Origin of the sequence: Streptomyces sp. WAC04114 (assembly GCF_019733245.1) — a bacterium.
GTDB lineage: Bacteria > Actinomycetota > Actinomycetes > Streptomycetales > Streptomycetaceae > Streptomyces > Streptomyces massasporeus_A.
In genome coordinates, this window is record NZ_JAIGQA010000047.1 from 20,562 (window position 1) to 45,365 (window position 24,804).

The 24,804-nt window shown below is 72.8% G+C and carries 21 protein-coding genes, 1 pseudogene and 1 riboswitch; of the genes and pseudogenes, 11 read left to right on the forward strand and 11 right to left on the reverse strand.

The window, feature by feature from the left end; all coding sequences use genetic code 11:
* Positions 1-10: 10 nt before the first annotated feature.
* The 4 genes from K4G64_RS15390 to fahA form a co-directional block, all read right to left on the reverse strand.
* Positions 11-238, reverse strand: coding sequence for a ferredoxin family protein (locus K4G64_RS15390; protein ID WP_003992261.1), 228 nt, complete (start codon positions 236-238; stop codon positions 11-13).
* 33 nt (positions 239-271) lie between these two features.
* On the reverse strand, positions 272-1,060 hold the full coding sequence (locus K4G64_RS15395) for a GntR family transcriptional regulator (protein WP_190901948.1): 789 nt from the start codon (positions 1,058-1,060) through the stop codon (positions 272-274).
* 140 nt (positions 1,061-1,200) lie between these two features.
* Positions 1,201-2,139, reverse strand: a complete 939-nt coding sequence (locus K4G64_RS15400; protein WP_221756622.1) for a M56 family metallopeptidase — start codon at positions 2,137-2,139, stop codon at positions 1,201-1,203.
* Positions 2,140-2,519: 380 nt separating this feature from the next.
* Complete coding sequence (gene fahA, locus K4G64_RS15405) at positions 2,520-3,731, reverse strand: fumarylacetoacetase (protein ID WP_221756607.1); 1,212 nt, start codon at positions 3,729-3,731, stop codon at positions 2,520-2,522.
* 310 nt (positions 3,732-4,041) lie between these two features.
* Here fahA and K4G64_RS15410 point away from each other — a divergent pair, with 310 nt between their 5' ends.
* From K4G64_RS15410 to K4G64_RS15430, 5 genes are all read left to right on the forward strand, one after another.
* Positions 4,042-5,301 carry a DegT/DnrJ/EryC1/StrS family aminotransferase gene (locus K4G64_RS15410; RefSeq protein ID WP_221756608.1) on the forward strand — a complete coding sequence of 420 codons (1,260 nt, stop codon included), beginning with the start codon at positions 4,042-4,044 and terminating at the stop codon, positions 5,299-5,301.
* Positions 5,294-7,561, forward strand: coding sequence for a lipopolysaccharide biosynthesis protein (locus K4G64_RS15415; protein WP_308122379.1), 2,268 nt, complete (start codon positions 5,294-5,296; stop codon positions 7,559-7,561). Before K4G64_RS15410 ends, K4G64_RS15415 begins: the two co-directional genes overlap by 8 nt.
* 247 nt (positions 7,562-7,808) lie before the next feature.
* On the forward strand, positions 7,809-9,668 hold the full coding sequence (locus tag K4G64_RS15420; protein ID WP_221756609.1) for a glycosyltransferase: 1,860 nt from the start codon (positions 7,809-7,811) through the stop codon (positions 9,666-9,668).
* Positions 9,665-10,093, forward strand: coding sequence for a hypothetical protein (locus K4G64_RS15425; RefSeq protein ID WP_031105972.1), 429 nt, complete (start codon positions 9,665-9,667; stop codon positions 10,091-10,093). The genes K4G64_RS15420 and K4G64_RS15425 overlap by 4 nt, the downstream gene beginning before the upstream one ends.
* The gene (locus K4G64_RS15430; RefSeq protein ID WP_308122380.1) at positions 10,090-11,235 is read left to right on the forward strand and encodes a glycosyl hydrolase; all 1,146 of its coding nucleotides are present in this window, start codon (positions 10,090-10,092) and stop codon (positions 11,233-11,235) included. The genes K4G64_RS15425 and K4G64_RS15430 overlap by 4 nt, the downstream gene beginning before the upstream one ends.
* A gap of 13 nt (positions 11,236-11,248) precedes the next feature.
* On the opposite strand, the gene K4G64_RS15435 is transcribed toward K4G64_RS15430, so the two are convergent.
* From K4G64_RS15435 to K4G64_RS15445, 3 genes are all read right to left on the reverse strand, one after another.
* Positions 11,249-12,004, reverse strand: coding sequence for a polysaccharide deacetylase family protein (locus tag K4G64_RS15435; RefSeq protein WP_221756624.1), 756 nt, complete (start codon positions 12,002-12,004; stop codon positions 11,249-11,251).
* An 83-nt stretch (positions 12,005-12,087) separates the two neighbouring features.
* Positions 12,088-13,539: a glycosyltransferase family 2 protein gene (locus K4G64_RS15440; RefSeq protein ID WP_260460483.1), complete on the reverse strand. Its 1,452-nt coding sequence runs from the start codon at positions 13,537-13,539 to the stop codon at positions 12,088-12,090.
* Between the two features lie 21 nt (positions 13,540-13,560).
* A complete protein-coding gene (locus K4G64_RS15445; protein WP_374206411.1) occupies positions 13,561-14,631 on the reverse strand; it encodes a GNAT family N-acetyltransferase in 1,071 nt (356 codons plus the stop codon).
* Positions 14,632-14,817: 186 nt separating this feature from the next.
* On the opposite strand from K4G64_RS15445, the gene K4G64_RS15450 reads away from it, so the two are divergent.
* Positions 14,818-15,666: an HAD family hydrolase gene (locus K4G64_RS15450; protein WP_221756611.1), complete on the forward strand. Its 849-nt coding sequence runs from the start codon at positions 14,818-14,820 to the stop codon at positions 15,664-15,666.
* Here K4G64_RS15450 and K4G64_RS15455 read toward each other — a convergent pair.
* A complete protein-coding gene (locus K4G64_RS15455) occupies positions 15,630-16,409 on the reverse strand; it encodes a transglycosylase SLT domain-containing protein (protein ID WP_221756612.1) in 780 nt (259 codons plus the stop codon). The genes K4G64_RS15450 and K4G64_RS15455 overlap by 37 nt on opposite strands.
* A gap of 5 nt (positions 16,410-16,414) precedes the next feature.
* Positions 16,415-16,590, reverse strand: a riboswitch (cyclic di-AMP (ydaO/yuaA leader).
* A gap of 502 nt (positions 16,591-17,092) precedes the next feature.
* Here K4G64_RS15455 and K4G64_RS15460 point away from each other — a divergent pair.
* From K4G64_RS15460 to K4G64_RS15475, 4 genes are all read left to right on the forward strand, one after another.
* The gene (locus K4G64_RS15460; protein WP_221756613.1) at positions 17,093-18,103 is read left to right on the forward strand and encodes a polyprenyl synthetase family protein; all 1,011 of its coding nucleotides are present in this window, start codon (positions 17,093-17,095) and stop codon (positions 18,101-18,103) included.
* Between the two features lie 231 nt (positions 18,104-18,334).
* A complete protein-coding gene (locus K4G64_RS15465) occupies positions 18,335-19,576 on the forward strand; it encodes a DUF2092 domain-containing protein (protein WP_221756614.1) in 1,242 nt (413 codons plus the stop codon).
* Between the two features lie 40 nt (positions 19,577-19,616).
* Positions 19,617-20,603 (forward strand): ABC transporter ATP-binding protein, encoded by a 987-nt coding sequence (locus K4G64_RS15470; RefSeq protein ID WP_221756615.1) that lies wholly within the window; start codon positions 19,617-19,619, stop codon positions 20,601-20,603.
* Positions 20,590-21,492 (forward strand): ABC transporter permease, encoded by a 903-nt coding sequence (locus K4G64_RS15475; protein WP_221756616.1) that lies wholly within the window; start codon positions 20,590-20,592, stop codon positions 21,490-21,492. Before K4G64_RS15470 ends, K4G64_RS15475 begins: the two co-directional genes overlap by 14 nt.
* A 3-nt stretch (positions 21,493-21,495) precedes the next feature.
* Here the strand turns inward: K4G64_RS15475 and K4G64_RS15480 are convergent, their stop codons facing one another.
* The 3 genes from K4G64_RS15480 to K4G64_RS15490 all read right to left on the reverse strand — a co-directional run bounded on the left by K4G64_RS15480 (position 21,496) and on the right by K4G64_RS15490 (position 23,866).
* Positions 21,496-22,077, reverse strand: a complete 582-nt coding sequence (locus K4G64_RS15480; protein WP_221756625.1) for a flavodoxin family protein — start codon at positions 22,075-22,077, stop codon at positions 21,496-21,498.
* 110 nt (positions 22,078-22,187) lie between these two features.
* Positions 22,188-23,312 (reverse strand): amidase, encoded by a 1,125-nt coding sequence (locus K4G64_RS15485; RefSeq protein ID WP_221756617.1) that lies wholly within the window; start codon positions 23,310-23,312, stop codon positions 22,188-22,190.
* Positions 23,313-23,362: 50 nt separating this feature from the next.
* Positions 23,363-23,866 (reverse strand): DUF6668 family protein, encoded by a 504-nt coding sequence (locus K4G64_RS15490; protein WP_221756618.1) that lies wholly within the window; start codon positions 23,864-23,866, stop codon positions 23,363-23,365.
* Positions 23,867-24,025: 159 nt separating this feature from the next.
* On the opposite strand from K4G64_RS15490, the pseudogene K4G64_RS40175 reads away from it, so the two are divergent.
* Positions 24,026-24,804, forward strand: a pseudogene (locus K4G64_RS40175) (tetratricopeptide repeat protein); the annotation flags it as partial.

Genomic DNA, 24,804 nt, shown 5'->3' on the forward strand with positions numbered 1-24,804 from the left:
TTCGGTCCTCTCACCGGAGCAGATAGGGCATGTTGACCGTGACGGCTCCGGTGGGGCAGCGGGCCGCGCACGGGCCGCAGTACCAGCACTCGTCGACGTGCATGTAGGCCTTGCCGTTGCGCTCGTCGATGGCGAGGGAGTCCAGCGGGCACATGTCCACGCAGAGCGTGCAGCCGTCGATGCACTTCGACTCGTCGATGGTCACGGGCACGTCGGCCCGCTGGGGCGCCAAGGGCATGGCTGTCTCCAGGAGTGTGCGCGAGCGGGGTGGTTACCGGGTCCGGTGCAGCAGGCCGCTCATGGTGATGCGGTCGCCGCGGAAACGGATGAACTCCAGGTCGACCGGGCGGCCGTCCGCGAGGTGGGTGAGGCGTTCCAGCATGAGGACGGCGGCGCCGCGCGGGGCCTCGAGCACGGCGGCCGAGTGGGTGTCCGCGCTGACCGCTTCCAGGGTGATCTCGGCGTGGCCGAGGTGCTGGCCGGTGACGGCTTCCAGGAGGCGGAAGACGTCGGTGTTCTCCAGGTCGGCGCCGAGCAGTTCGGTGCCGATGTCGAGGGGGATGTAGGTCAGGTCGAGGGACAGGGGCAGCCCGCCGAGCCTGCGCAGGCGTTCGATGTAGAGGACGTCGGTGCCGGGCGCGAGCCGGAGGCGGTCGGCGACCGGGGCCGGTGCCGGGGCGGGGCCCACGGTGCGGACCTCGTTGGTGACCCGCCCGTGTTCGCGCAGGGTTTCCGCGAGGCCCATCAGGCGGTCGAGGCCGTGGGGGTACTTGTGGGCCACGACCACGGTTCCGACGCCGGGCTGACGCTCCACGAGACCCTCGGCCCGCAGCAGGTCGAGCGCCTCGCGGACCGTGTTGCGGCTGGTGCCGTACTCGGTGGCGAGGGTCGACTCGTGGGGGAGCGTGCCGCCGGGGAAGGCGCCGGTGAGCGCCTGCTGGCGGAGCAGGTCGGCCAGTTGCCGGGCCCGGTCGGCGCGCAGCCGTCGCCGCGCGCGGTGGGCGGCGACGGTGGTCGCGGCTCCCTGTCCGGCGTGGTCTCGGATGCGGTCACTGGGCATGGGTCGGACCATATCTATCCGATAGGAAAAGTGGTGTTGCGGGAATGTTGCGCCACCGGGAGTGTGACCTGTTCGACTGCTGAGCTGCGGTTTCGGCCGGCCCGTGGGGAGATCTGCCACCTCGGCACGGGCCCGCCCGGCTACGACAGCGCCGTCAGCCCCGGGGCGAACGCGATCAGCAGGGGCAGCAGCGGTACGAGCGCGGCCGTGGTGGTGGTCAGGGCGCGGTGCAGGCGGTCCAGCCGGGGCGGCGGTTCCAGGAGCCGGTCGACCCGCTCGCCCAGCAGGCGGTTGCTGGAGGCGCAGGACAGGACGCCGCGGTGCTGGTTGAGCTCGATCAGGGCCAGGGCGGTCGTCAGGTGGCCGCAGCGGCGGGAGGCCGTGTCGTCGGCGGCCAGTTCGACCAGACGGTGCGTCTGGTCGCAGAAGTGGGCGAACAGCGGGATGCGGGGGAAGCCGGTGGCGAGCGCGGTGGAGAGGTGCAGCAGCCAGTCGTGGCGGGCCCGGGCGTGGCCGCGCTCGTGGGTGAGGACGGCGTCGAGCTGGTGGCCGGTGAGGCGGTGCAGGGCGCCCGTGGTGACGATCAGCTGGGGCGGGCTCCCCGGCATCCACCAGGCGTCCGGGTACTCGTCCTCGAGGACCAGCAGCGGACCGCGGGCCGCCGACAGGCCCGCCGGCAGGTCGGGGGCGCGCTCGCGCAGATGGGCGCGTGCCTGGGCGCGGCGCCTGCGCGCCTCGACGAGCTCCCGCGCGAGCATCGCCGTCGTCCAGGCGGCGCCGCAGGCCAGCAGCAGGGTGAGGGCGGCGGCCCACGGCGGGGCGGTGGACAGGTCGTACGCCGCGGTGACCGCGGGCGGCGCCGGGGCGAACAACTGGGCGCGGACCGTGCCGAAGACGGCTGCGGCGCCCAGCGAGAGTGCCGTCACGCAGGCCAGCAGGACCGTGGCGACCAGGCACTGCCACACCCACAGCGCTACCACCGGTTCCCGCTCGGGCCACGCGGCCCGGGTCAGCGCCCGGGGAACGGGCACGGCGGCCGTCACGGCGACGATGCTCAGCAGGAGCAGGCAGACGGTCATGGCCACGGGCTCCGGTTCCTCGTCGGAAGAGGGGCGGACACGGGTGGTGCGGGGAGGGCGGCCGCCGTGCGCACCGATGGCCACGACGAGCGTGACGCATGTGCGGGCGCACCGCCCCACGCCCAGTATGACGGGCCGGGCGGTGTGCGTCAGGGTTCGAGCGACAACGGAAGGGACCGCAGGGGCGACCGTCCCTCCGCGCGTTGGCCGTCCGCGGTCAGCCCTGGACCTCCCAGGCTGCCGACCACCCCTGGCCGTCCGGCCTCAGCCCTGGACCTCCCCGGCTGTCCGTCACCGCCGGACGACCCCCGGCCGTCCGGCCTCAGCCCTGGACCTCCCCGGCTGTCCGTCACCGCCGGACGACCCCCGGCCGTCCGTCGTCAGCCCTGGACCACGCGCCCGGTCACCTCGCCCAGCCCCACCCGGACGCCGTCCGGCCCCGGGGCCCAGGCCGAGAGGGTCACCTCGTCGCCGTCCTCCAGGAACGTCCGCTTGCCGTCGGGGAGTTCGAGGGGCTCGCGGCCGTTCCAGGTCAGCTCCAGCAGGGACCCGCGCTCGCCCTCCGCCGGGCCGCTGACCGTGCCGGAGCCGTAGAGGTCGCCGGTGCGCAGGGAGGCGCCGTTGACGGTCATGTGGGCCAGCTGCTGGGCGGCCGTCCAGTACATGGTGGAGAAGGGCGGCTCGGAGATGACGTGGCCGTTGACGGCGACGCTGATCCTCAGGTCGTAACCGCCGGGTTCCTCGTCGCTGTCGTCCAGGTACGGCAGCAGCTCGTGCGTCCGGGCCGGGGGCGGCACGAGGGCCTCCTCCAGGGCGTCCAGCGGGGTGATCCACGCCGACACCGACGTGGCGAAGGACTTGCCGAGGAACGGGCCGAGGGGCACGTACTCCCAGGCCTGGATGTCGCGGGCGGACCAGTCGTTGAGGAGGCACAGCCCGAACACGTGCTCACGGAAGTCGCCGAGGGCCACCGGCGCGCCCATCCGGGACGGCACGCCGACCACGAAACCGACCTCGGCCTCGATGTCCAGGCGGACGGACGGGCCGAAGACGGGAGCGGCGTCCGTGGGGGCCTTGCGCTGGCCGGACGGCCGTGCGATCTCCGTGCCGGAGACGACGACCGTGCCGGAGCGGCCGTGGTAGCCGATGGGCAGGTGCTTCCAGTTGGGGGTGAGGGAGTCCTCCGCGTCGGGGCGGAAGATCTGCCCGACGTTGCGGGCGTGGTTCTCGGAGGCGTAGAAGTCGACGTAGTCCGCCACCTCGAACGGCAGGTGCAGGTTCACCGACGACAGGGGGTGGAACAGGGGTGCGACGGTCTCGCGGTGGGACGGCACGGTCACCCAGGCGGTCAGCGCCCGGCGCACGTCCGACCAGGTCGTGCGCCCGGCGGCCAGCAGCGCGTTGAGGGTGGGCCGGGCGAGCAGGGAGGCGTACGGCGAGCCGAGCGCGTGGGCCGCGGCGCCCGCGTCCAGCACATGGTCGCCGAGCCGGACGCCCACGGTCCGGTGGGACGAGCCGGGCAGGGAGAACACGCCATACGGCAGATTGTGCGGGCCGAAGGGGTCGCCCTCGGGGACATCGAAGGGGGGCATCGGGTGCTGCCTCGCTTTCGGGTGTGCCAAGTCGTCACCACGTATTCGTGGTCGTGCCACACGTTACGGGTGACACACCGGTCCTGGGCAGAGTCCGAGGAGGTGGACGGGGACGAACGGGGCAGGTGGGTCCGGGTGGGACCGGACGGGGCGACTCCGGCGGGTCGGACGGGACGCCACATTCGTACGTGCCGGAAGTTATCCACAGGACGCGACGCAATCTTGACGGAGCGGTGCGAACGGGGCGACTCTGGGCGGGTGCCGGAAGGCCTCGGGGAGGGGGCTTTCCCACGGCACATCTGGGGGGCGGATGGCCATAGGGGAGGCCGGTCCGGGTTCGGTGCGGCGTGGTGCACAGCCGAAGCGGCTGGAAGAGACCATGCGCGTCCGGCTCGGCCGGGAATGTGTGTATGTACCGTCGTGCCGTTTCGGGCTGTACGTGGCGCTGCGCCACTGGTGCCCGCCCGGCGGACGCGTGCTGATGTCGCCGGTCAACGACGACGTGATCTTCTTCGTCGTGCTGGCGGCCGGACTGCGCCCGGTGCAGGCGCCGTTGAACCCGCTCGACGCGTCCATCGACCTCGATGCCGTGCCGGACGAGGTGTGGGGCTCGGTGTCGGCCGTGCTCACGACGAACCTGTACGGCAACCCGGACCCGGCGCCGCGCCTGAGGCGGAAGTGCGACGCGCTGGGGATCCCGCTGTTCGAGGACGGGGCGCACGCGATCGGCAGCCGGGTGGGTGACCGGCCGGTCGGCGCGTGGGGCGAGGCGTCGGTGTTCAGCCTGTCCAAGCACGTCGGGGCGAAGGCCGGAGGCATGCTCTCGCTCGCCGACCCCGGGTTACGGGAGGCGGTGGGGAAGACCTGCGCGGGACTGCTCGCGCCGCGCCGGGCGAGCGCCGAACTCGCCTACCTGGTGCGGCCGTACGCGGAGGCGGCGGTGCGCGGGCTGCGGCTGCGGCGCGCCGCCTGGGCCGCGATCCGGCTGCTGGGGCTGGCGGACCGCGAGGAGATCCGGATGCCGCTGCGCCCGGACGAACTCGCCCTCGCCGCCCGTGAGACGCCCGGGCTCGACGCCCACCACCCGTGGGTGCGCGTCGACATGCACGACTACCGCCTGGAGCCCGGCCGGCTGCGGCTGCGGCGCATCGGCCACAAGCTCGACCGGCTGGACGACGTGCTGGACGCCTGCCGGGCGGGCACGGAACTGCTGCTGTCCACGCCTTGGGCGAAGCCGCGACAGGGCCACGGGACGCAGCCGCTGTTCCGCGTCCCGCTGTTCGTGGCCGACCGGGACGCGGCGATCGCGGCGCTGGCGCGCCAGGGCATCGTCGTCGGCTACCTCTACGACCCGCCCCTGGACGACTACGCCGGTGCGGAGTTCACCGACCCCTCACCGGCCCCCGAGGCGGCCCGCTGGTTCGCGCGGCACGCGCTGCCCGTGGACCCGCTGCGGGCGCGCACGGTCGTCGAGGTGCTGGAGCGCTCCGGTGCGCAGCCCGTCGCGGCGCCGGGAGAACTGCCCGGGAACAGGCCGACAGCGGGAGGGCTGGGACAGTCCCGTGGCTGAGATCCAGGTGCACGAGCCCGCCGCCGCGCGCACCGACGGCGGCGGACCGAAGCCTGCCGGCGCCGACCACACCCACGACTCGCTGTTCAAGAACGCCTACTTCCTCATGCTCAGCACCGGTGTCTCCGCCGTACTGGGCCTGGGATTCTGGCTGGTGGCCGCCCGCTACTACACGGAGGAGGCCGTCGGTCAGGGCTCGGCCGCGATCGCCGCGATGCGGCTGCTCGCCAGCATCACCGCGACGACGATGATCGGCGCCGTCGTCCGCTTCGTCCCGCGCGCGGGACGGGAGACCGGGCGTCTGGTGTGGGGCACGTACGTGGCCAGTTCGCTGGTCGTGGCGCTCGCCGCCGCCGTATTCCTGCTCACGCTCGACGCCTGGGGAGCGTCCTACGCCCCTCTGGGCACACCCGTGGCGGGCGCGGTGTTCGTCGCGGCCTGTGTGGCGTGGGCGTTGCTCACCCTCCAGGACGGGGTGCTCACCGGACTGCGCAAGGCGGAGTGGGTGCCCGCCGGGAACGCGGTCTTCTCGGTCGGGAAGCTGGCCCTCCTGGCCGTCTTCGCCGGGACGCTGCCCGTCCTCGGCATCTTCGTCTCCTGGGCGGTGGCGATCGCCTTCTCCACGCTGCCGCTGGGCTGGCTGATCTTCCGCCGGCTCATCCCGCGGCAGGCGGCGGCCGACCGCGACAAGGAACCCCCGAAGATCAAAGACATGGGCCGCTTCCTGGCCGGGGACTCGCTGGGCGCCCTGTTCAGCCTGGCGATGATCAACCTGCTGCCGGTGATGGTCGCCGTCCGCTTCAGCGCCGCCGAGAACGGCTACTTCTACGTGGCCTACACCGTCGGCGGCACGATGGAGTTCATGGCCATCAACATGGCCTCCTCGCTCACCGCGCACGCCTCGCACGACCCGCGCCAGCTCGCCGACGGCGTCCGGGGCGCCCTGCGGCGCATGACGCTGCTGCTGGTCCCGGTCGTGGCCGTGCTGGTCGTCTTCGCCCCGTACATCCTCACGCCGTTCAGCCCGGACTACGCCGAGCACGGCTCGACCGTGCTGCGGCTGCTCGCCCTCGGCGCCCTGCCACGGGTGGTGGTGGAGCTGTACATCGGCGTGCTGCGCGTCCAGGGGCGCACGGGTGTGCTGGCCGCGCTCCAAGGGGCCATGTGTGCCCTGGTGCTGGGCAGCGCCGCCGTGCTGTTCACTCCGGCGGGGATCGCGGGCGCCGGCTGGGCGGTGCTGCTGAGCATGACGCTGATCGCCGTCGTCTCCATGGTGGGACTGCGCGCGGCCCTGCGCCACGACGACAGCGCACCCCCCGCCCGTACGCCCGACGACCCCGCCTACGGCACCCACTGGGCGAAACTCAACGCCACCGCCGGGTACGGCACGACCTGGGCCCGCCGGGCCGCCTACCAGCCCAGGGACGGCGACCAGGACACGGTCACGCTGTTCATCGGGCGCCCCGGCTACGAACGCGAGGCGCTCCAGGCGGACACACTGGCGCTGATCGTGCGACCGGAGGGACCGACCAGGGAACCCCCGCCCCACGAGCCCCGGGAACCGGACCAGGAGCCGCAGGAGCGGCGGCTGCGCGGCGCCCTGTGGAGTCTGCTCGCGGTGGCCTGCGTCTTCTTCCTCGCCCCGCTGCGGGACCTGCCGTGGCTCGACGGCGCCTCGCGGGCCGCCCTGACCGGACGCCGGCTGCTGGAGGGCCTGCCCCTGCCGTCGCTCACCGCGGGCGGCCTGCTGCTCGTGGTGTTCGTCGCCGCCATCACGCTGAGCACCCGGCGCGACCCGTGGCTGCCCGGCACGGCACTGGCCGCCGCGCTGCTCGCCCTGTACGCCGCACCGGTCGCCCTCGGACGGGAACCGCGGCCGGTGGACGGGGCGTTGTATGAGAAGACGGCCGGCTTCCTTGCGGACGCGGTCGGGCTCGACGGGCCCGAGCCGCTGCTGCGCTGGGCGCCGCCGGTCTGCCAGCTGCTGTGTCTCCTGCCGCTGGGGCTGCTGCTCGTGAGGGCGGGCGGGCGGCTGACGTGGCCGGGGCGCTGGGGGGTTCTGTATCTCGTCGCGGTCGGCGGCTGGGTGTGGCGCGACGCGCTCGCACCCCTCGCGCCGCCCCTGCTCGTCGCCCTCGCGCTGCTCCTGCCGCTCCATCGCGCCGCGTCGGCGTGGGCACGGTCCCGCACCACGGCCTCACCAGACCCCCTGGTCGACCGAACGGCCGCCGGACCACCGACCGGGCGGCCCAGCGACTGATCACACCCGAAGCCGACACCGATCCGGGCTCAGGGCCGAACAAGCCCAGCAGAGCCGAGACAGAGCCGAAGAGAGCAACCGCCAGGGGGGAACCACCGTGCGTCCGCCAACCACACCGAGGGAGAGATCCACGCCGGAACCCACACCCGCACGGGGCGGCGCGAACACCTCCGGCAGCGGCCCCGAGACGGCCAGTCAGTCCTCCAGCCCCTCCTCCTCGGAGTCCTCCAGCCCCGTCCACGCGCCCGTGACGGATCTGTCCGACCTGCCCCCCGCCTGGTCCTGGCGGGGCGCCCTTGCCCGGCCCGGCGTTCCGCTGCTCGTCGCGCTCGCCCTGTGGGTGTACGCCATGCGGCACACCGACGTCTCGCGGCTCGACGACTACGGGCTGGTCAGCGCGCTGCACCCGGCCTTCTGGGCGGGGCTCGCGGTACTCACCACCGGCTTCTGGTTCACGGTCCGCGACGCGCGCCGGCCGGCCGCCTGGTCGGCGGCGTACGTGCTCGGTCTGCTGGTGATGGAGCGGGCCACGCAGGCGGTGCTCTACCCGACCCCGCTGTACGCCTGGGCGTGGAAGCACGAGGCGGTCATCGACCATCTGCTCACGGCCGGCGGTCTGCAGACGGCCGATCAGGTCGGCGACATGGCCGTGTACGACCAATGGCCGGGCTTCTTCGCCGCCCAGGCCGCCCTGCAGCGATTGCTGGGCGTGGACTCGGCGGCGATGTTCATGGCCTGGTGGCCGCTGGCCTCCAGCCTGATGCTGCTGCTCCCGCTGCTGCTGATCTACCGCACCTTCACCGAGGACCGGCGGCTGATCTGGACGGCGGTCTGGCTCTTCTACGTCGCCAACTGGGTCGGGCAGGACTACTTCTCCCCCCAGTCGGTGGCGTACGCGCTGCACGTGGGCGTGCTCGCCGTCGTCCTGCGGCGCTTCGGCCGGTCGGCGGTGCGGCGGGGCCGGCCGCGGCAGGCCGTGTGGACGGTGGTGCTCACGGTCATGATCGTGGCCATCGTCATCTCCCACCAGCTCACGCCGGGCATGCTGGCCGTCTGCCTGCTCGCCCTGTGCCTGAGCCGCCGCTACCGCGACTGGGTGCCGGTGGTCACGACCGTGGTGATCTTCCTGGCCTGGTGCCTCACGGCCGCGCTGCCCTTCCTGTCCGCGGCGATGCCCGACATGATCCGCTCCATCGGCGACGTCGGGGCCAACGTCGAGACGGGCTACGGCGCCACCCCGACCGGCACCGGAGCGATCGCCACGTCCTGGGCGGCCCGGCTGCTGTCCGGTTCCGTGCTGCTGCTCGCGGCCGTCGGCGTGCTGCGCCAGCGGGTGCTGCGCCATCGCGCCCGGCCCCTGCTGCTGGTCGCGGCGGCCCCGCTGCCGATGTTCGCGGCGAGCAGCTACGGCAGCGAGATGATCTTCCGGGTGCTGCTGTTCATGCTGCCCGGCGCCGCCTTCTTCGCCGCCGCGGCGCTGCTGCCCAAGGTCCGCACGCTGGCCGCCGACGCCGCCGCACAGGAGGCCGGCAACCGGCAGACCGCCACCGGCTCCACCGCACAGCAGCCCGGCAACCGGCAGGCCACCGGCCCCGCCGAGGCCCGCCGGTGGGGGACCGGCACCTGGGTGCCGCTGGCCGCGCTGCTCGGCGGAACCCTGGCGTTCGTCCCGGCCTACTCGGGCAAGGACCGGATCAACTACTTCCCACCGCAGGAAGTCGCCCTGGTACGGCAGCTCTTCGAGCAGGCCCCCGAGGGCTCGCTGGTCGTGGCCGCCAACCGCAACTACCCGGACGCGTACGCCTCCTACTGGCGCGTCGACCACTACTGGTTCCTCGACGACGCCCGCAGTCACGTCGACCGGATCGTCGGCAGCCCCGCCGCCACCCTCGCGCGGGACATGGCCGGGGTGGAGCGGCCGGGCCGGGCCTACTTCCTGCTCACCCAGGGGCAGCTGGCCAACTCCGAGATGAACGGGCAGCTCGACGAGGCGCAGCTGGACCGCATCCGGACGTCCGTCGCCGCCTCGCCGCGGTTCCGGCTGGTGGCGGAGAACGGCGCCGGGTGGCTCTACGTGCTGAAGCAGTCAGGGGGAGCGGAGCGATGACACCGCAGGAACTCGTGGTCCGGATGCTGCCCCCGTTCGGCGGCTGGCTGGCGCTGGCCGCGCTCGCCCTGCCCGGCGGATCACCGCTGCGGGGCGCGGCGGTCGTGCTCTTCCTGGCGGCGGGCCCGGGCGCGGCCGTAGTCAGAGTCTGCGCCCCCGCCCTGGGGGCGCGGCCCGCCGAAGGGCCCGTGGAGCGCCGGGACCCGGACTTCGCACGCCACTCCGACCTGCTGGAACGGCTGATGCTGACGCTGTTCCTGAGCATCGGCGCGCTGATGCTCGTCGCGACCGTGCTGATCGCCACGCACACCTTCAGCGCGCAGCGGGTGCTGCTGACGCTGACGCTGCTGACCACACTCGCCGCGTTCTGCCCGCCCCTGCGCGCCTCCCCGCGGCCGAGGACACCGAAGGGTTCCGCTCAGTGAGGTTCAACCGCCCCCACCGTCCCTTTCGCCGTACGCCGAGCACGACCGGAGGACAGCACCGAAAAGAACCGCACCAGGAGCGGTCCGCCGGCCCGTCGGCATCGGGCCGGCGCCGCCTGCTGATCACGTCCGCCACCGTCGTCAGCGCCGTCCTGGTCGCCGCGTTCGCCCTGCGCGACGCGACGGGGCCGGACTCGGGCGCCGCCGGCGCCGGGGCGGACTGCCGCCCCACGGCCCTCCTCGAACCGCCCTGCGGTGCCTGGTTCGGCGCGTTCGTGCCGCACGAGCGGGACGACCTCCCGGAGAAGGTGCGCGCCTACGAGAAGCGCGTGGGCCGCGAACTCGACATCGTGTACACGTACCACGACATGTCCCTGCCCGCCGGCACCCGGCGCGAGGGACAGCTGCTCACCCCGGAGGAGCGGCGCGTCGGCGAGGACCACCTGCTGCTGCTCTCCTGGGAGAGCAAGTGGTGGGGCGGCACGAAGCAGCAGCAGCCGACCTGGAAACAGATCGCCTCCGGCGAGCTGGACGACGAGGTCATCGACGTCCAGGCCCGGCGCATCAAGGACTACGGCAAGAAGGTGTTCCTCTCCTTCGACCTGGAGATGGACACCCGCACCCCCGCCAACGGCACGCCCGCCGACTATGTGAAGGCCTACCGGCACATCCACGACCGGTTCCGCGCACTGGGCGTGGACAACGTGGTGTGGACGTGGATCACCACCGGGTACCTCGATCACGCGGACGAGATCAAGAAGATGTACCCGGGCGACGACTACGTCGACTGGGTCGGCTACAACCAGTACAACTACTACCGCTGCCACGACGCCGGCTGGCTGACCTTCGCGCAGACGCAAGCCGCCACGCACGACTGGATCCGGGAGAACATCTCCGACGACAAGCCGCTGATGCTCTCCGAGTTCGGCACCGCCGCGGACGCGAACCGCCCGCAGCGGCAGGCCGAGTGGTACGCGCAGGTGCCCGGGGTGCTGAAGGGCCTGGACGGCGTCAAGGCCGCCCTCCAGTGGAACTACCGCGACCCCGGACCGCACTGCAACCTGGCGCTGGCGAACGACGCGGCCTGGGACAGCCTGCGCAAGGCGGTCGCCGACCCCTACCTCAACCAGCCGCTGCGGTAGTTCCCGCCGGAGGTCACCCCGCGAACTCGGGCCCGTGCAGCACCGCACGGGCCCGCCGGTACCAGCGCCAGGCGATCGTCTTCGGCCCGTCGTGGTACGGCGCGACCCGCGCGCCCACCCCTGCCAGCCAGCCCTCGACGTCGGCGACGGTGTGGGTGCGCCGGACGATGAGCCGGGCGATGCGGTACCGCTCGTCGCGGTCGGAGCTGAGCGCGTGCCGCACCGCCGTCGCCGTCTCGTAGCCCGCCCGGGCCGACATGGCCCGCACCCGGGGGCTGTTGTAGCCGTGCGGATAGGCGAGGTGCCGGATCTCGTGCCCGAGGGCGTCCTCCAGCACGGCCTTGGAGGTGCGCAGTTCGTACGTCAGGGCCTTGGCGGACAGGGTGTCCAGCTGCGCGTGCGTGACCGTGTGACTGCCGATCTCCATGCCGGAACGTTCCAGCTCCGATGCCCGGGCCAGGGTCATCATCGGGGCGGGCGGCAGCAGACTGCGGCCGCCCGGGGCGATGGCGCCGGTGGTGAGATAGGCGGTGGCGGGCAGTCCGCGCGCGGCCAGGACCTCGGCGGTCGGGCCGGGCAGATCGGCGAACCCGTCGTCGAACGTGAGCAGCACGGGCCGGGGCGGCAGGGGCGCACGCCCGGCCAGGTGATCGGCGACCGCGCTGATCGTGACAGGCGTACGCCCACTGCCGGCGATGACGTCGAGATGCGCCGCGAACTGCCGTGGCGTGACCGTGAACTCGGCGATCCACCCGGGCGGGTCGTCCATCACGGCGTGGTAGAGGAAGACGGGGATGGCCGGAGTGCCCGAGGACGATATCGGCCCTTCACCACGTGATCGTGCCGTCGTCGTCATCTTGCCTCCCGGGCGGTCTTCTCCCCCTGAGCGGTCTTCTCGCTCTGACGAGCGGTCTTCTCCCGCCGAGCGGTCTTCTCGCTCTGACGAGCGGTCTTCTCCCGCCGAGCGGTCTTCTCTCGCCGGGCGGTCTTCTCCCCCTGCGCGGTCTTCTCCCGCCGAGCCGTGTTCTCCCGAACCGCCGCGCGCAGCGCGTACCGCGCCCGCAGATAGCCGACCGGCCCGTAGACCATCCCCCGGCGCTGCAACCGCGACAGCCGCCGCGGCCAGGGGTGCGTCCGCTCGTCGTGGTCGCCCGGCGTGCCGGCGCCGCCCGCTGCGTCCGTGTCGCGCACGGCCGTCAGCGTGCGGGCGTGGGCGAGGCCGCGGGGCAGCCGCGCGAGGAACGCCGGCAGCAGCGCGGGCCGGTTCACGAGCACCGCGGTGAGGTAGGCCGTGAGCCCGGCGCCGTAGCCGTACGCCTGGGTCTCCAGATCCCGCCAGGTCTCCCGGTGGTGGTGCCACACCAGGGCGTACGGCGTGTAGTGCAGCCGGTGGCCCTGGGCCAGGACGCGGACGAAGCCGTAGAGGTCGTCGCCGCCCCGGGCCGCCGTGCCGGCCCCGGTGGCCGGGTCGAAACCGCCGACGGAGCGCAGCACCGCAGTGCGGAACGCCATGTTCGCGCCCGAGCCGAACCGCCCGGCCGTGAACGGGAACAGCGGCTCGTCGCCCGGCGGGTGCGCCGGGTCGTACGTCCTTGGAGTGAAGCCTTTGGCGAAGCCGCCGTGGCTCTCCAGCAGCACCTGGGCCGGGGTCGTCAGCCGCGCCGGCAGGATCAGCCCGGTGCTGCACCCCAGTCCGGCGTCGGCGGCGAAGGGCGCGGTCAGCTCGGCCAGCCAGCGCGGATCGGCGACCACGTCGTCGTCGGTGAAGGCGACCACCTCGCCGCGCACGGCCTCCAGCCCGGCGTTGTGGGCGGCTGCGAGCCCCGGAACGGGCTCACAGACGTACCGCACGCGCTCGGCGTACTTCCGCTCGATCAGCTCCCGCGTCTCGTCCGTGACCGGGGCGTTGTCGACGACGACGATCTCGAACCGCGGATGGTCCTGCGCCAGCAGCGAGTCCAGCGCCCGGGCCAGCTGCCCGGCCCGCTCCCGGGTCGCGACGACGACGGTCGTGAACGGCGGCTTCCCGGGTCCGCCCAGGACGGCCGGCCCGCACGCCGCCCGAGCCCGGTCCGCCAGCACGGCCTTCGGATAAGCCCCCTCCGGTACCCGCCCGAGCAGCGTGCCCACGGGCCGCCCGCCCCTCCTGACCAGGACGAACACCTCTCCGGTCGTCACCGGCGGACTCCCCGGGCCGGGTCTGAGCACCGCCTCGTCACCGTCGAGGTCCAGCTCGGCGACCTGCACCATCCCGATGTCCAGGAACCGCCGTATCTCCTCCTGCGCACGCGCCGAACGGGCCATGCGCCCACCCCCCTCGTGAAGTCAGGTACGGCGCAGCCGAGCCGCGCCCTTCAGCGTCCGGGCGGCCAGCGACGCGAGCCGGGGCCTGCTGCGGACGAAGCTGTGCGCGCGGCGTGCCGGTTCGCGGCTCAGCCAGTGCAGTGCCGCGCCCACCCCCGGACGGGTCACCGCACCCTCGTACACGGGCAGTTCGCCCGTCTTCAGCGCGTCCTTGTACTCGGCCGCGCCCCTGCCCAGGTCGAGCGTGCCGATGCCTTCGGCGGCCGCCGCCTCGGCCATCCGCAGGTGCAGCACCAGACCCGGCGAGAACTTCGCGAACTCCGGGTCGTAGGCCGGGAACCAGCAGGCCAGCACCGAGGCCGAACGCAGACCGAAGTGCGCGGCGACGGGCCGCTCACCGGCGTACAGCACGGACAGCGTGCCGCTGCACTCCGGCGCCCGGGTCCGGGCCAGCTGCCCGACGAGCCGGGTGATCCACTCCTGGGCGAAGCGGTCCCGGCGGCCGGTCCTGCGGTACTGCGCGGACTTCCACTCCATGAGCGTGCGCAGCGCGGCCGGATCGCGTTCGTCGAACACGAAGCGCAGCTCGCCGGCCTGCCGGCCCAGCCTGCGCTCCTTGGCCAGCGTGGTCTTCAGGAACTTCGGCGACTGCGCGCGCAGCACCGACTCGTACGTCTCGTAGCCCTTCTCCACGTCGATGACGTAGGTGGCGTACTCCTCGGCCGCGTACCGGACGAACAGCCGCTGCTCGGCCTCCAGATTGTCGAAGGCGAAGCTCGACAGCGAGCAGGCCCTCAGCAGTTCGCCCGTCTCCACGTCGAGGCCGGGCCGCAGGATCGCGCCCTGCGCGTCCGAGACGCCGAGCCCGATCGCCCGGCCCTGGCCCAACGGGCCCCGCTCGTAGGGCAGGAAGCCGGCCGGCTCCAACCCCTCGTACACCACGGCCACCCGGGCCCCGGGCCTGACCCGGCCGACGGCATCGGTGAACTCCGGCTCCATGAAAGGGTTGCGCGGTGCCTCCGAGGCGGCGCGCAGCGCACGCCAGCGCTCCCTCTCCCCTTCGCCGAGCTCCCCGGGCCCAGCCACGCGAATGCGCCCACTGCTCAACCTGACCCCCCGATCAAGTCCCCCCTGGACACTTGGAAGGTACCGCTCTATGCGGTCCCACGGGTAGGTAGCGGAGCATGTTGTTGCCAATCGGTGCAGAGGGCTTCAACCGGGCAATCGGCGTCCACCGTGCGATGAAACGAAGGGCCGCACTGTCCGTATTCTCTGATCATGGCCGCACCCATCGCATATTCACTCATCGCCACCGACCTGGACGGGACGCTGCTGCGCGGCGACGACACCCTCTCCGACCGGTCCCTTGCCGTGCTCGCGCGGGTGGCGGACGCCGGTGCCCAGCACCTCGTGGTGACGGGCCGGCCGGCGCCGAGAGTGCGGCCGCTCCTGGACGACCTCGGGTGCACGGGGCTCGCGGTGTGCGGGCAGGGCGCGCAGGTGTACGACGCCGGCGCGGACCGGCTGCTGTGGTCCATCACGCTGGACCGGGAGCTGGCCGAGACCGCCCTCGGCAAGATCGAGGCCGAGGTGGGGCAGGTGTACGCGGCGGTCGACCAGGACGGGGTCGACGGGCTCACGCTGATCGAGCCGGGGTATCTGATGCCGCACCCGACCCTGCCCGCCGTGCGGGTCGAGCGGCGCGAGGAGCTGTGGGGCGAGCCCATCAGCAAGGTGCTGCTGCGCCATCCCCATCTGTCGGACGACGAGTTGGCGGCGACGGCCCGCTCGGTGGTCGGCTCGCTGGCCACGGTGACGATGTCGGGGCCCGGCACGGTCGAGCTCCAGCCGTGCGGGATCACCAAGGCCACGGGTCTGGCGCTGGCCGCCGAGCATCTGGGGCTGCGGCCGGCGGACACCATCGCCTTCGGCGACATGCCCAACGACATCCCGATGTTCGACTGGGCCGGCCACGGCGTCGCGATGGCCAACGCCCATCCCGAACTCAAGGCCGTGGCCGACGAGGTCACCCTGTCGAACGAGGACGACGGCATCGCCGTCGTCCTCGAGCGACTGCTGGGCGGGACGGCTCAGTACGGGCCGTTGACGTTGTCGATCGAGCCGTAGCGGTCGGCCGCGTAGTTGCAGGCCGCGGTGATGTTGGCGACCGGGTCGTACGGGTCCCACGACGTGCCCTCGACGTGGTAGGCCTGGAAGGTCGGGTCGATGGTCTGGAGCAGACCCTTCGACGGGGTGCCCTTGGCGGCGTTGGAGTCCCAGTTGTTGATCGCCAGGGGGTTGCCGGACGACTCGCGCATGACGTTGCGGTGGATGCCCTCGTAGGACCCGGGGATCCCCTTCTGCGCCATGATGTCCAGCGACTCGCGGATCCACCCGTCGAGGTCGTTCGCGTAGGTCTTCGCGGACGCCTGGGTGGCCTTGGCGACGCCGCCGGCGGGCTTGGCGGCCGGCTTGGCGGGGGCGGACGACTTGGTCGCCGTCTTCTTCGCCGCGTCCGTCTTGGTGGTCTTCACCGTCAGCTTCAGACCCGGGTGGATCAGCTTCGGGTTGTCGCCGACGGCGGCGCGGTTGTCCTTGTAGAGCTGCTTCCAGCCGCCCGAGACGTCGTACGTGGCCGCGATGCGGGCGAGCGAGTCGCCCTTGACCACGGTGTACGTGAGGGACTTGGCGGGCTGGGCCGCCCGCTGCACGGACTGTGCGGCGGCGGGTGCGCTCTGGGGCTCGGCGGCGCTCGCGTGCGTGGCGCCGAGAAGCGGAAGGGTGAGTGCTGCTCCGCCGGTACCGGCGGCGACGATGCCTCGGGTCAGCGGGTTGGTTCTGGGACGACGGTGCTTGCCTCGTGCGGCCATGGCGATGTTCCTCTCCGGCGCCTGCGAGGTGAGCTGTCGGGTTCGGGCCGGGAGGTGCCCGGCCGCGTACGGCGCTGTGTGCCGTACGCGGCTTCACCCCGAGCCGGGCCGCTGTGCGGACCGGCGACTTACCTGGGTCCCCCGCTCCTGCCACGCGTGAGTGAGTCGGTTCCTGTGGGGAGTCCGGGCGGCGGCAGGATTAGGCGTCCGCCGGACAGGGCCGGAACGTATGCGAGAGCACATGTCGGGAACAAGCACCTCAGTCACATATCGCGCGGTTGACCTTGGTCGGGGGCGTTTGGGCCGCTTGATCCTTTGCGGAAGCCAAGCCTCAACTGGCTTTCGGGGGAAGGCTTTAGGGGCCGCTGTCGCGGGGAGGGAGAAAAGGGGAAGGGGTGATTCAACTCACTGATCACGAGTCCGTGGGGCAATTTCCGCCAAGGGGAATTCGCCGACTCATCGCGGCAAATCGTGCATAACTCGCTACCTCTGGGTAAGTCGATAAATATCTGTTCTTATGGGTTGATCGAAAACATAACGGTCGTGATCGGATACCACCCGGCCTGTAGCCATGGGTGCTGGCGGTGATCGAAACGTGACCGGATACGCTGACTCGAGTGAGGGCAGCGACCTATCGACAATCCGCGTAACCACCGGCAGACACAGCAGACAGGAGACCCCTCGTGACCGACGTCGGGCCGTTCGGGCTGAGCGTGCGGGACCAGGCTCTGGAGGCCGATGTCCAGGCCGGATTGGCGGCTGTCGAGGAAGGCTTGCTCGAGGCCACCAAGAGTGAGGTGCCCTTCATCACGCAGGCCGCCCAGCATCTGGTGCGGGCCGGCGGCAAGCGGTTCCGTCCGCTGCTCGTGATGCTCTCCGCCCAGTTCGGTGACCGCCATGCGCCCGGCATCGTGCCGTCGGCCGTCGTCGTGGAGCTGACCCACCTCGCCACGCTCTACCACGACGACGTCATGGACGAGGCCGCCGTGCGCCGCGGCGTCGCGAGCGCGAACACCCGCTGGGGCAACTCCGTCGCGGTCCTCACCGGCGACTTCCTCTTCGCCCGCGCCTCGCACATCCTGGCCGACCTCGGCCCGGAGGCCGTGCGGGTGCAGGCCGAGGCGTTCGAGCGCCTGGTGACCGGCCAGATCCTGGAGACGGCCGGACCGCAGGACGGCCGCGACCCCATCGAGCACTACCTGGACGTGCTGGGCGGCAAGACCGGCTCGCTGATCGCCGTGTCGTGCCGGTTCGGCGCGATGATGTCCGGCGCCGACGAGACGGTCGTGGATGTCCTGACGCAGTACGGCGAGCGGCTCGGCGTCGCCTTCCAGCTCGCGGACGACGTCCTCGACATCGCCTCCGACTCCCACGAGTCCGGCAAGACCCCCGGCACCGACCTGCGCGAGGGCATCCCCACGCTGCCGGTGCTGCGGCTGCGCGAGCGGGCGGCCCGGCTCGGGCTCGCCGAGGACATCGCCCTGTGCGAGCTGCTCGACTCCGACCTCACCGACGACGCACGGCACGCCGAGGCGCTGCGCCTGCTGCGGGCCCACCCGGCGCTGGAGCAGGCCCGGCAGGACACCGTCCGCTACACCCAGGACGCCCGTTCGGCGCTGGCATCGCTGCCGGAGTGCACCGCGAAGGCGGCGCTCCTGGAGCTGTGCGACGCGGTGGTGCACCGGGCCGGCTAGCACGTCTCCCCCGTACGACCCCTACGGGTCGGGGGAGAAGCGGCCCTTCCGTGTCATACCCCAGCAGTAGGCGGAGTTGGGCCCCGGGTCTGACGTATGTCCCCGGCCGATTTGGTCAGATGGTGAGCACGGAAAACACCACTCCTCACCTGTTCGGGTGAGAATGGCGGCTCAGGGACGAGTGCGTGGACGACACGGACAGCCGCCGCCGACCACGGAGGTAGGGCACACATGGCACCGTACGCATCCGACGACAGCACGACCGCCGGGGAGGTCGACGAGCAGCGCTCCGGGCGGCGCAAAGCCGCGCGGTACGTCGTCCCGGTCACGGTGATAGGGGTGGCGGCCGCGACGATCGGGCTGGTCCCCGCGCTCGCCGACTCCGGTGACCCCGACCTCCCGAAGATCACCGCACAGCAGCTCATCGAGAAGATCGCCAAGTCGGATGTCGAGCAGCTGTCCGGCACGGTGAAGATCAGCACCGACCTCGGTCTGCCGAACCTCGGCGGCCTGGAGTCCGGCCTGCTGTCCGGCGCCGCCGGCCAGGGCGAGGGCGGCTCCTCGGCCGACCCGACGGCCAAGCTCACCGAACTCGCCTCCGGCACGCACACCCTGCGCGTCGCCGTCGACGGCCCGGACCGGCAGAAGCTGTCGCTGCTGGAGAACGCCGCCGAATACAGCGTCATCCACAACGGCAAGGACGTCTGGGGCTACGACAGCAAGTCCAACGAGGTCTACCACGGCACGTCTTCGACGAGCCCGGAGCGCGGCAAGGACCAGCAGCCGCCCGCCACGCCGAAGGACTTCGCCGAGGAGGCCCTGAAGGCGGCCGACGACACGACCTCCGTGACCGTCGACGGCACCGCCCAGGTCGCCGGCCGCGACGCCTACAAGCTCGTCGTCGAGCCGAAGCAGTCCGGCTCGACGGTCGGCGCGATCAGCATCGCCGTGGACGCGAAGACCGGCATGCCGCTGAAGTTCACCCTGACCCCGGCGAGCGGCGGCGCGGCCGTGGTCGACGCCGGTTTCACGAAGGTCAGCTTCGCCAAGCCGGCCGCCTCCACCTTCGACTTCACCCCGCCCAAGGGCGCGAAGGTCACCGAGGAGAAGGACCTCGACCAGGGCTCGAAGGAGGCTCCCGGCACGACCTTCGGCAAGGGCGGGGCAGGCAAGCACGCCCCGAAGGCCGGGGAGGACTTCGGCAACGGCCCCGACGGCATGAAGACCATCGGCGAGGGCTGGAGCACCATCGCCACCTTCGACACCGGCGGCGAGGGCGTGCCCTCCGGCGGTGCCGGCGGCGACCTCGGCGGCTTCATGGACTCCCTCGGCGACAAGGTCCACGGCAAGTTCGGCTCGGGCACCGTCTTCTCGACCCGTCTGGTCAACGCCCTCGTCACCGACGACGGCAAGGTCTACGCCGGCCTGGTCACCAAGGACGCGCTCGTGAAGGCGGCCGACGCCGGGAAGTAGCTCCCGTAGGCGTACGGGACGTCGAGAGAACGAGGAGCCGATGGGCGAGGTGTCCGCCACGGAACCGGAGCGGAGCGCGGCGCGGGCCGAGGCCGGGGAACCGGTCATCGCCACCCGCGGGCTCACCAAGCGCTACCGCGGCGGACAGCTCGCCGTCGACGGTCTCGACCTGACCGTCCCGGCGGGCAGCGTCTTCGGCTTCCTCGGCCCCAACGGCTCCGGCAAGACCACCACCATCCGCATGCTGATGGGCCTCATCGAACCCACCTCCGGCACGGCCCGGGTGCTGGGGCAGCCCATGCCCCGGGCCACCCGCGCCGTGCTGCCCCACGTCGGCGCCCTCATCGAGGGCCCCGCCCTCTACGGCTTCCTCTCCGGCCGCGACAACCTGATCCGCTACGACAGCGCCGACCCGGCCGCCGACCCGCGCACCCGGCGCGCCCGGGTCGCCTCGGCCCTGGACCGGGTGGGCCTGACGGCCGCGGCGGGCAAGAAGGCCAAGGCGTACTCCCTGGGCATGAAACAGCGGTTGGGTCTCGCGGCGGCGCTGCTCCAGCCGCGCCGGCTGCTCGTCCTGGACGAGCCGACCAATGGCCTCGACCCGCAGGGCATGCGCGAGATCCGCACCCTGGTCCGGGAACTGGCCTCGGACGGCACGACCGTCTTCCTCTCCTCCCACCTCCTCGACGAGATCGAGCAGGTCTGCACCCATGCGGCCGTGATGGCGCAGGGCCGGCTGATCACCCAGGGCCCGGTGGCGGAGCTGGCGGCGGGGTCGAGGGGCAGGTTGGTGGTGACGACTCCGGACCCGACGGACGCGGCGAGGGTGCTGAAGGAGCAGGGCGTCGGTGATGTGGTCATCGCCGAGGACCGGGTCGTCTGCGACCGGCCGGACGGCGAACTGGCCGACATCAACGCCGCGTTGGTGGCGGCGGGGGTGAGGGTGCGAGGCTTCGCGCTGGAAGAAACCTCCTTGGAAGACGCTTTCGTCGCGCTGACGGGGGAGGGCTTCGATGTCGCAGGCTGACCTCGAGGGGCGCGGGGAACTGCGCGACCAGCGGCAGACGGCCCGCAGCCGCCGTACGACCTTCCGAACCACTCTCTTCCGCAACGAACTTCGCACCACGTTCCGCCGCTGGCGCACCCTGGCCCTGCTGGCCGTACTCGCGGCGGTGCCGATCCTCGTGGGCATCGCGGTGAAGATCGAGACCGGCGACGGTTCCTCGGCCGGCCCCGGAGGCGGGGGACCGGCCTTCATCTCGCAGATCACCAACAACGGCCTGTTCCTCGTCTTCACCGCCCTGGCCGCCACGCTCCCGTTCTTCCTGCCGATGGCGATCGGTGTCGTCGCGGGCGACGCGATCGCCGGCGAGGCCAACGCGGGAACACTCCGCTATCTGCTGGTCGCCCCGGCCGGCCGCGGCCGCCTGCTGCTCACCAAGTACGCGACGGTCGTCGTCTTCTGCCTGGCCGCCACGCTCGTGGTCGCCGTCTCGGCGCTGACGGTCGGTGCGCTGCTCTTCCCGCTCGGCGACCTGACGACCATCTCCGGCACGCGGATCAGCTTCGCCGAGGGCCTGGGCAGAGCACTGCTGATCGCCCTGGCCGTCGCCGCGTCACTGATCGGCGTCGCCGCGCTCGGTCTGTTCGTCTCCACCATGACGGGTAGCGGCATCGCGGCGATGGCGACCACGGTCGGCCTGCTGATCACCGTCCAGATCCTCGATCAGATCCCGCAACTGCACGCCCTCCAGCCCTACTTCTTCTCCCACTACTGGCTCTCCTTCGCCGACCTCATGCGCGAGCCGGTCTACTGGGACGACCTGACGAAGAACCTGGGCCTGCAGGCCCTGTACGCGGCGGTGTTCGGCTCGGCGGCGTGGGCGCGCTTCACGGCGAAGGACATCACCGCGTAGCGCTCAGTCCTCGTAGAGGAACCTGGCCGGGGGCGCCTCCTGCTCGAAGAAGGCCTTGGCGCGGGTCAGTGCCGCGTCGTCGTTCAGCACGTCGCCGGGCTTGCTGCCGTTGCCGAGCAGCACCCCGCCGAAGCGCATCCCCATGTACGCCGCGGAGTTGTGGAGCGTCCCGACGAGCGGGTCGGCGACCACCTCCTGGGTGTGCGCGAGGGCGGTGACGCCCCACAGGGTGCGGCCGGCCAGGGTCGCCTTGAAGTCGAGCCCCGGCGTGCGCAGCCAGCCCGACCAGTAGTCGAGGTAGCGCTTGGTCTGCGCGGAGACCGAATACCAGTACAGGGGCGAGACGATCACGATGTCCGTCGCGGCGAGCGTGGCGTCCAGCAGCCGGGCCACGTTGCCCTCGGTCGGGCGGACGTGGTCGCTGTCGTGCCGCAGGTCCTCGAAGTCCGGCACGGGGAGCTCGGTGAGGTCGATCCACTCCTGCTCGACCTCGGGGGGCAGCTGTTCGGCGGCCCGGCGGGCCAGCAGTTCGGAGTTGCCCTCGGCGCGCGCGCTGCCCAGGACGAAAAGGAAACGGCGGGTCATGGTGTCCCCCAGAAGAAAGGCGTACGGCGATTTCACGCGTGTGCATCATATGCGTGTGCATTCAAATCCGCCAGGGTGCCCGTCAGCCCCCGTTCCGCCAGGGGTGCCCGTCAGCCCCCGCTCCGCACCTCCGCCCCCCGCGCCACGGCCAGCAGCAGCGCCTCCCGCCCGTGCGGCGCCACCAGTTGGAGCCCGGCTGGGCAGCCGTCCCCGCCGAACCCGGCCGGGAGGTTCAGCGCCGGGTGCCCGCTGAGGTTGAACGCCCAGGTGAGCGAGGTGGAGTAGCGGTCCCCGGGCCCCTCGTGGCCGTGCGGGGCCGTGGGGACCGTGGGTGTCAGCAGCAGCTCGGCGTCGGCGAACAGCGCGGCGAGCCGCCGGTCGTTCTCCGCCCGGACGCGGTGGGCCCCCGCCAGGTCGGCACCGGGCGTGCGCAGCGCGAGCCACGCGGGCCCTGGATCCACGAGCCTCACCGGCATCCGCGGCCGTACCAGCCGTACGACACCCGCGGCCACGAGCCGTTCCACCGCGGCCCGGCCCAGTGCGACCGGCTCCGGATCGGGCCCGGCGAAACCGAGGTCGGGGGACCAGGCGGCGGTGACGGGAAAGGAGGGGAGGGCGGGCTCCGGCTCGCCCGCCACCACCTGCCACCAGCTCGCCGCGTCCGCGGCGCAGCGGGCGAGCACACCGGGGACCGCGAGCCCCGTACGGTCGGCGGTCGGCAGCCGCCCGGCCGTGGCCTTCAGGCCGACCACCCCGCACCACGCCGCCGGGATCCGCACCGACCCGGCCCCGTCGCTGCCCGTCGCCAGCGGCACCAGCCCGGCCGCCACCGCCGCCGCAGCACCGGCCGACGAGCCGCCCGGCGTACGGTCGTCCCGCCACGGATTGACGGTACGTCCCCGGGTCCCGAGCCCCCAGGTCTGCCAGGGCGTGCCCGGCCCGGGCACGGACGTCGCCCCCACGGCCACGGCCCCGGCCGCGAGCAGCGGACCCGCCGCGCGCAGCCCGTGCCGCCCCTTGACGGCGACCGGCACGCCGGCCAGCGGAAGGGAGGGATCCGCGCCCCGCCGGTCGAGTCGCCGGTCCAGCTCGGCCGCCCGCCGCAAAGCCTCCTCGCCCCACACCTCGACGAACGCGCACAGCCGCGGATCGGTCCGCTCGATCCGGTCCAGGGCCTGCGCGACCACGTCCGCCGCGCGCAGCTCCCGGGCCCGGACACCCGCCGCGATCTCCACGGCTGACCGGGGCGCGGCCGACCGGGGTACGGCCGGCCCGGGGACGGCCGTCAGCGTGCCGCTCCCGTCAGCCGGGCGAGGGTCTCCGTCTCGCGCGGCGGCTGCCCCAGCTCGCCGAGCCGCCAGGACGGCACCCACGGCACGCGGTACACGTCGATGACCGACTCCAGCGCCCTGACCCGCTGGGCGAGCGGCCGCGGCAGCCGGCCCGGGGCGTCCGCCACGAGGACGACGGCGTCCAGGTCGAGCCCCTGTGGAGCGCGGCCGCGCCGGAAGATCTCCACGGCCCCGGCGACCGTGTCCAGCCCGGCCGCGTGCGTCCGCGCGACCAGCAGCACCGAGGGGGGATCGCCGGGCCCGGGCCAGGAACGGCCGCAGTCCTGGCCGCCGTAGACCGCGGCGAGCGTGGAGACACCCGCTCCGCCGTGCGTGCCGACCCAGGAGAAGCGCCGTGCCGCGGCATGGGAGTGCGCGGGCCCCGGCGGCACCGGCTCCGGGGGTGTCACCGGGCCGCGCAGCCAGATCTCCGGTCCCTGTCGCATGCCTGTGTGCATGCCCCTCTCCTCCCTCGTGCGCCTGGTCATCATGCCCGTCACCACGACCGAGCCGGGGCCGGCGGCCCTTGGGACGAGCCTGTGACACCGTGGTGACGTGAGAAACGGGGGCGAGCGGACACACTCGACAGTAGGTGTACGACGCCGAGTGAGGGGACGATGTCGCGACTCAGCCGCGAGAAGAAGCGGGAACAGAAGCAGGCCGCACACGCGGCGACCCCGGCGGCGCCGATCGACGTCCATGTCCCCGGGGCCGGAACGGACGTGGGAGGGGGAGCCGGCGGGGTGTCCGACGGTGCCTCCGTCGGTGGCGTCCCGGTCTTCGCGGCCCCCGGTGAGGAGATCCAGCGGGCCGTCCTGAACCGCCTCCACCACATCGCCCTCGCCACCGGCCACCCCGTCCTCGCCACGATCCGCGACGAGCGCATCGGCTACGTCGTCCCGCTCCAGGTCGACCCGGACGGCTCCAGCCACTTCACGGCGGAGCCGGTCGCCACGGTTCCGGCGGAGCCACCGCGGCACGCCCGTGACGACCTGCCGCCGGAGCCGCAGCACGCCCGGGGCACCGACGCGATGACGTCTCCGGAGCCCCAGCACGCCCGGGGCACCGACGCCATGACGCCGTCCGAGCACGCCATGACGCCGCCCGGGCCGGAGCACACCCCGAGCGGCGGCGCCCCGGCGCCCGAGCCCCGGCACCCGCGCGAGGACAGCGCCACGCACGTGCTGCGCCCGCTGAAGGAGTCCGGCTCGGCCCCGACGTTCCCGCTGCGGGCCGTGCCCGAGCCGCAGCCGGCCGGCGAACCCGTGCCGACGTTCGAGCTGCGAGCCGTACCGGAGTCGGCGGAGCCCGCCCCGCAGGACGCGCCACCGGCCCCGGGCACGGCCATGCCGCCCGGGGCCGGTGGCGCGTCCTGCGGGGCGGGCTCCGCCGACTC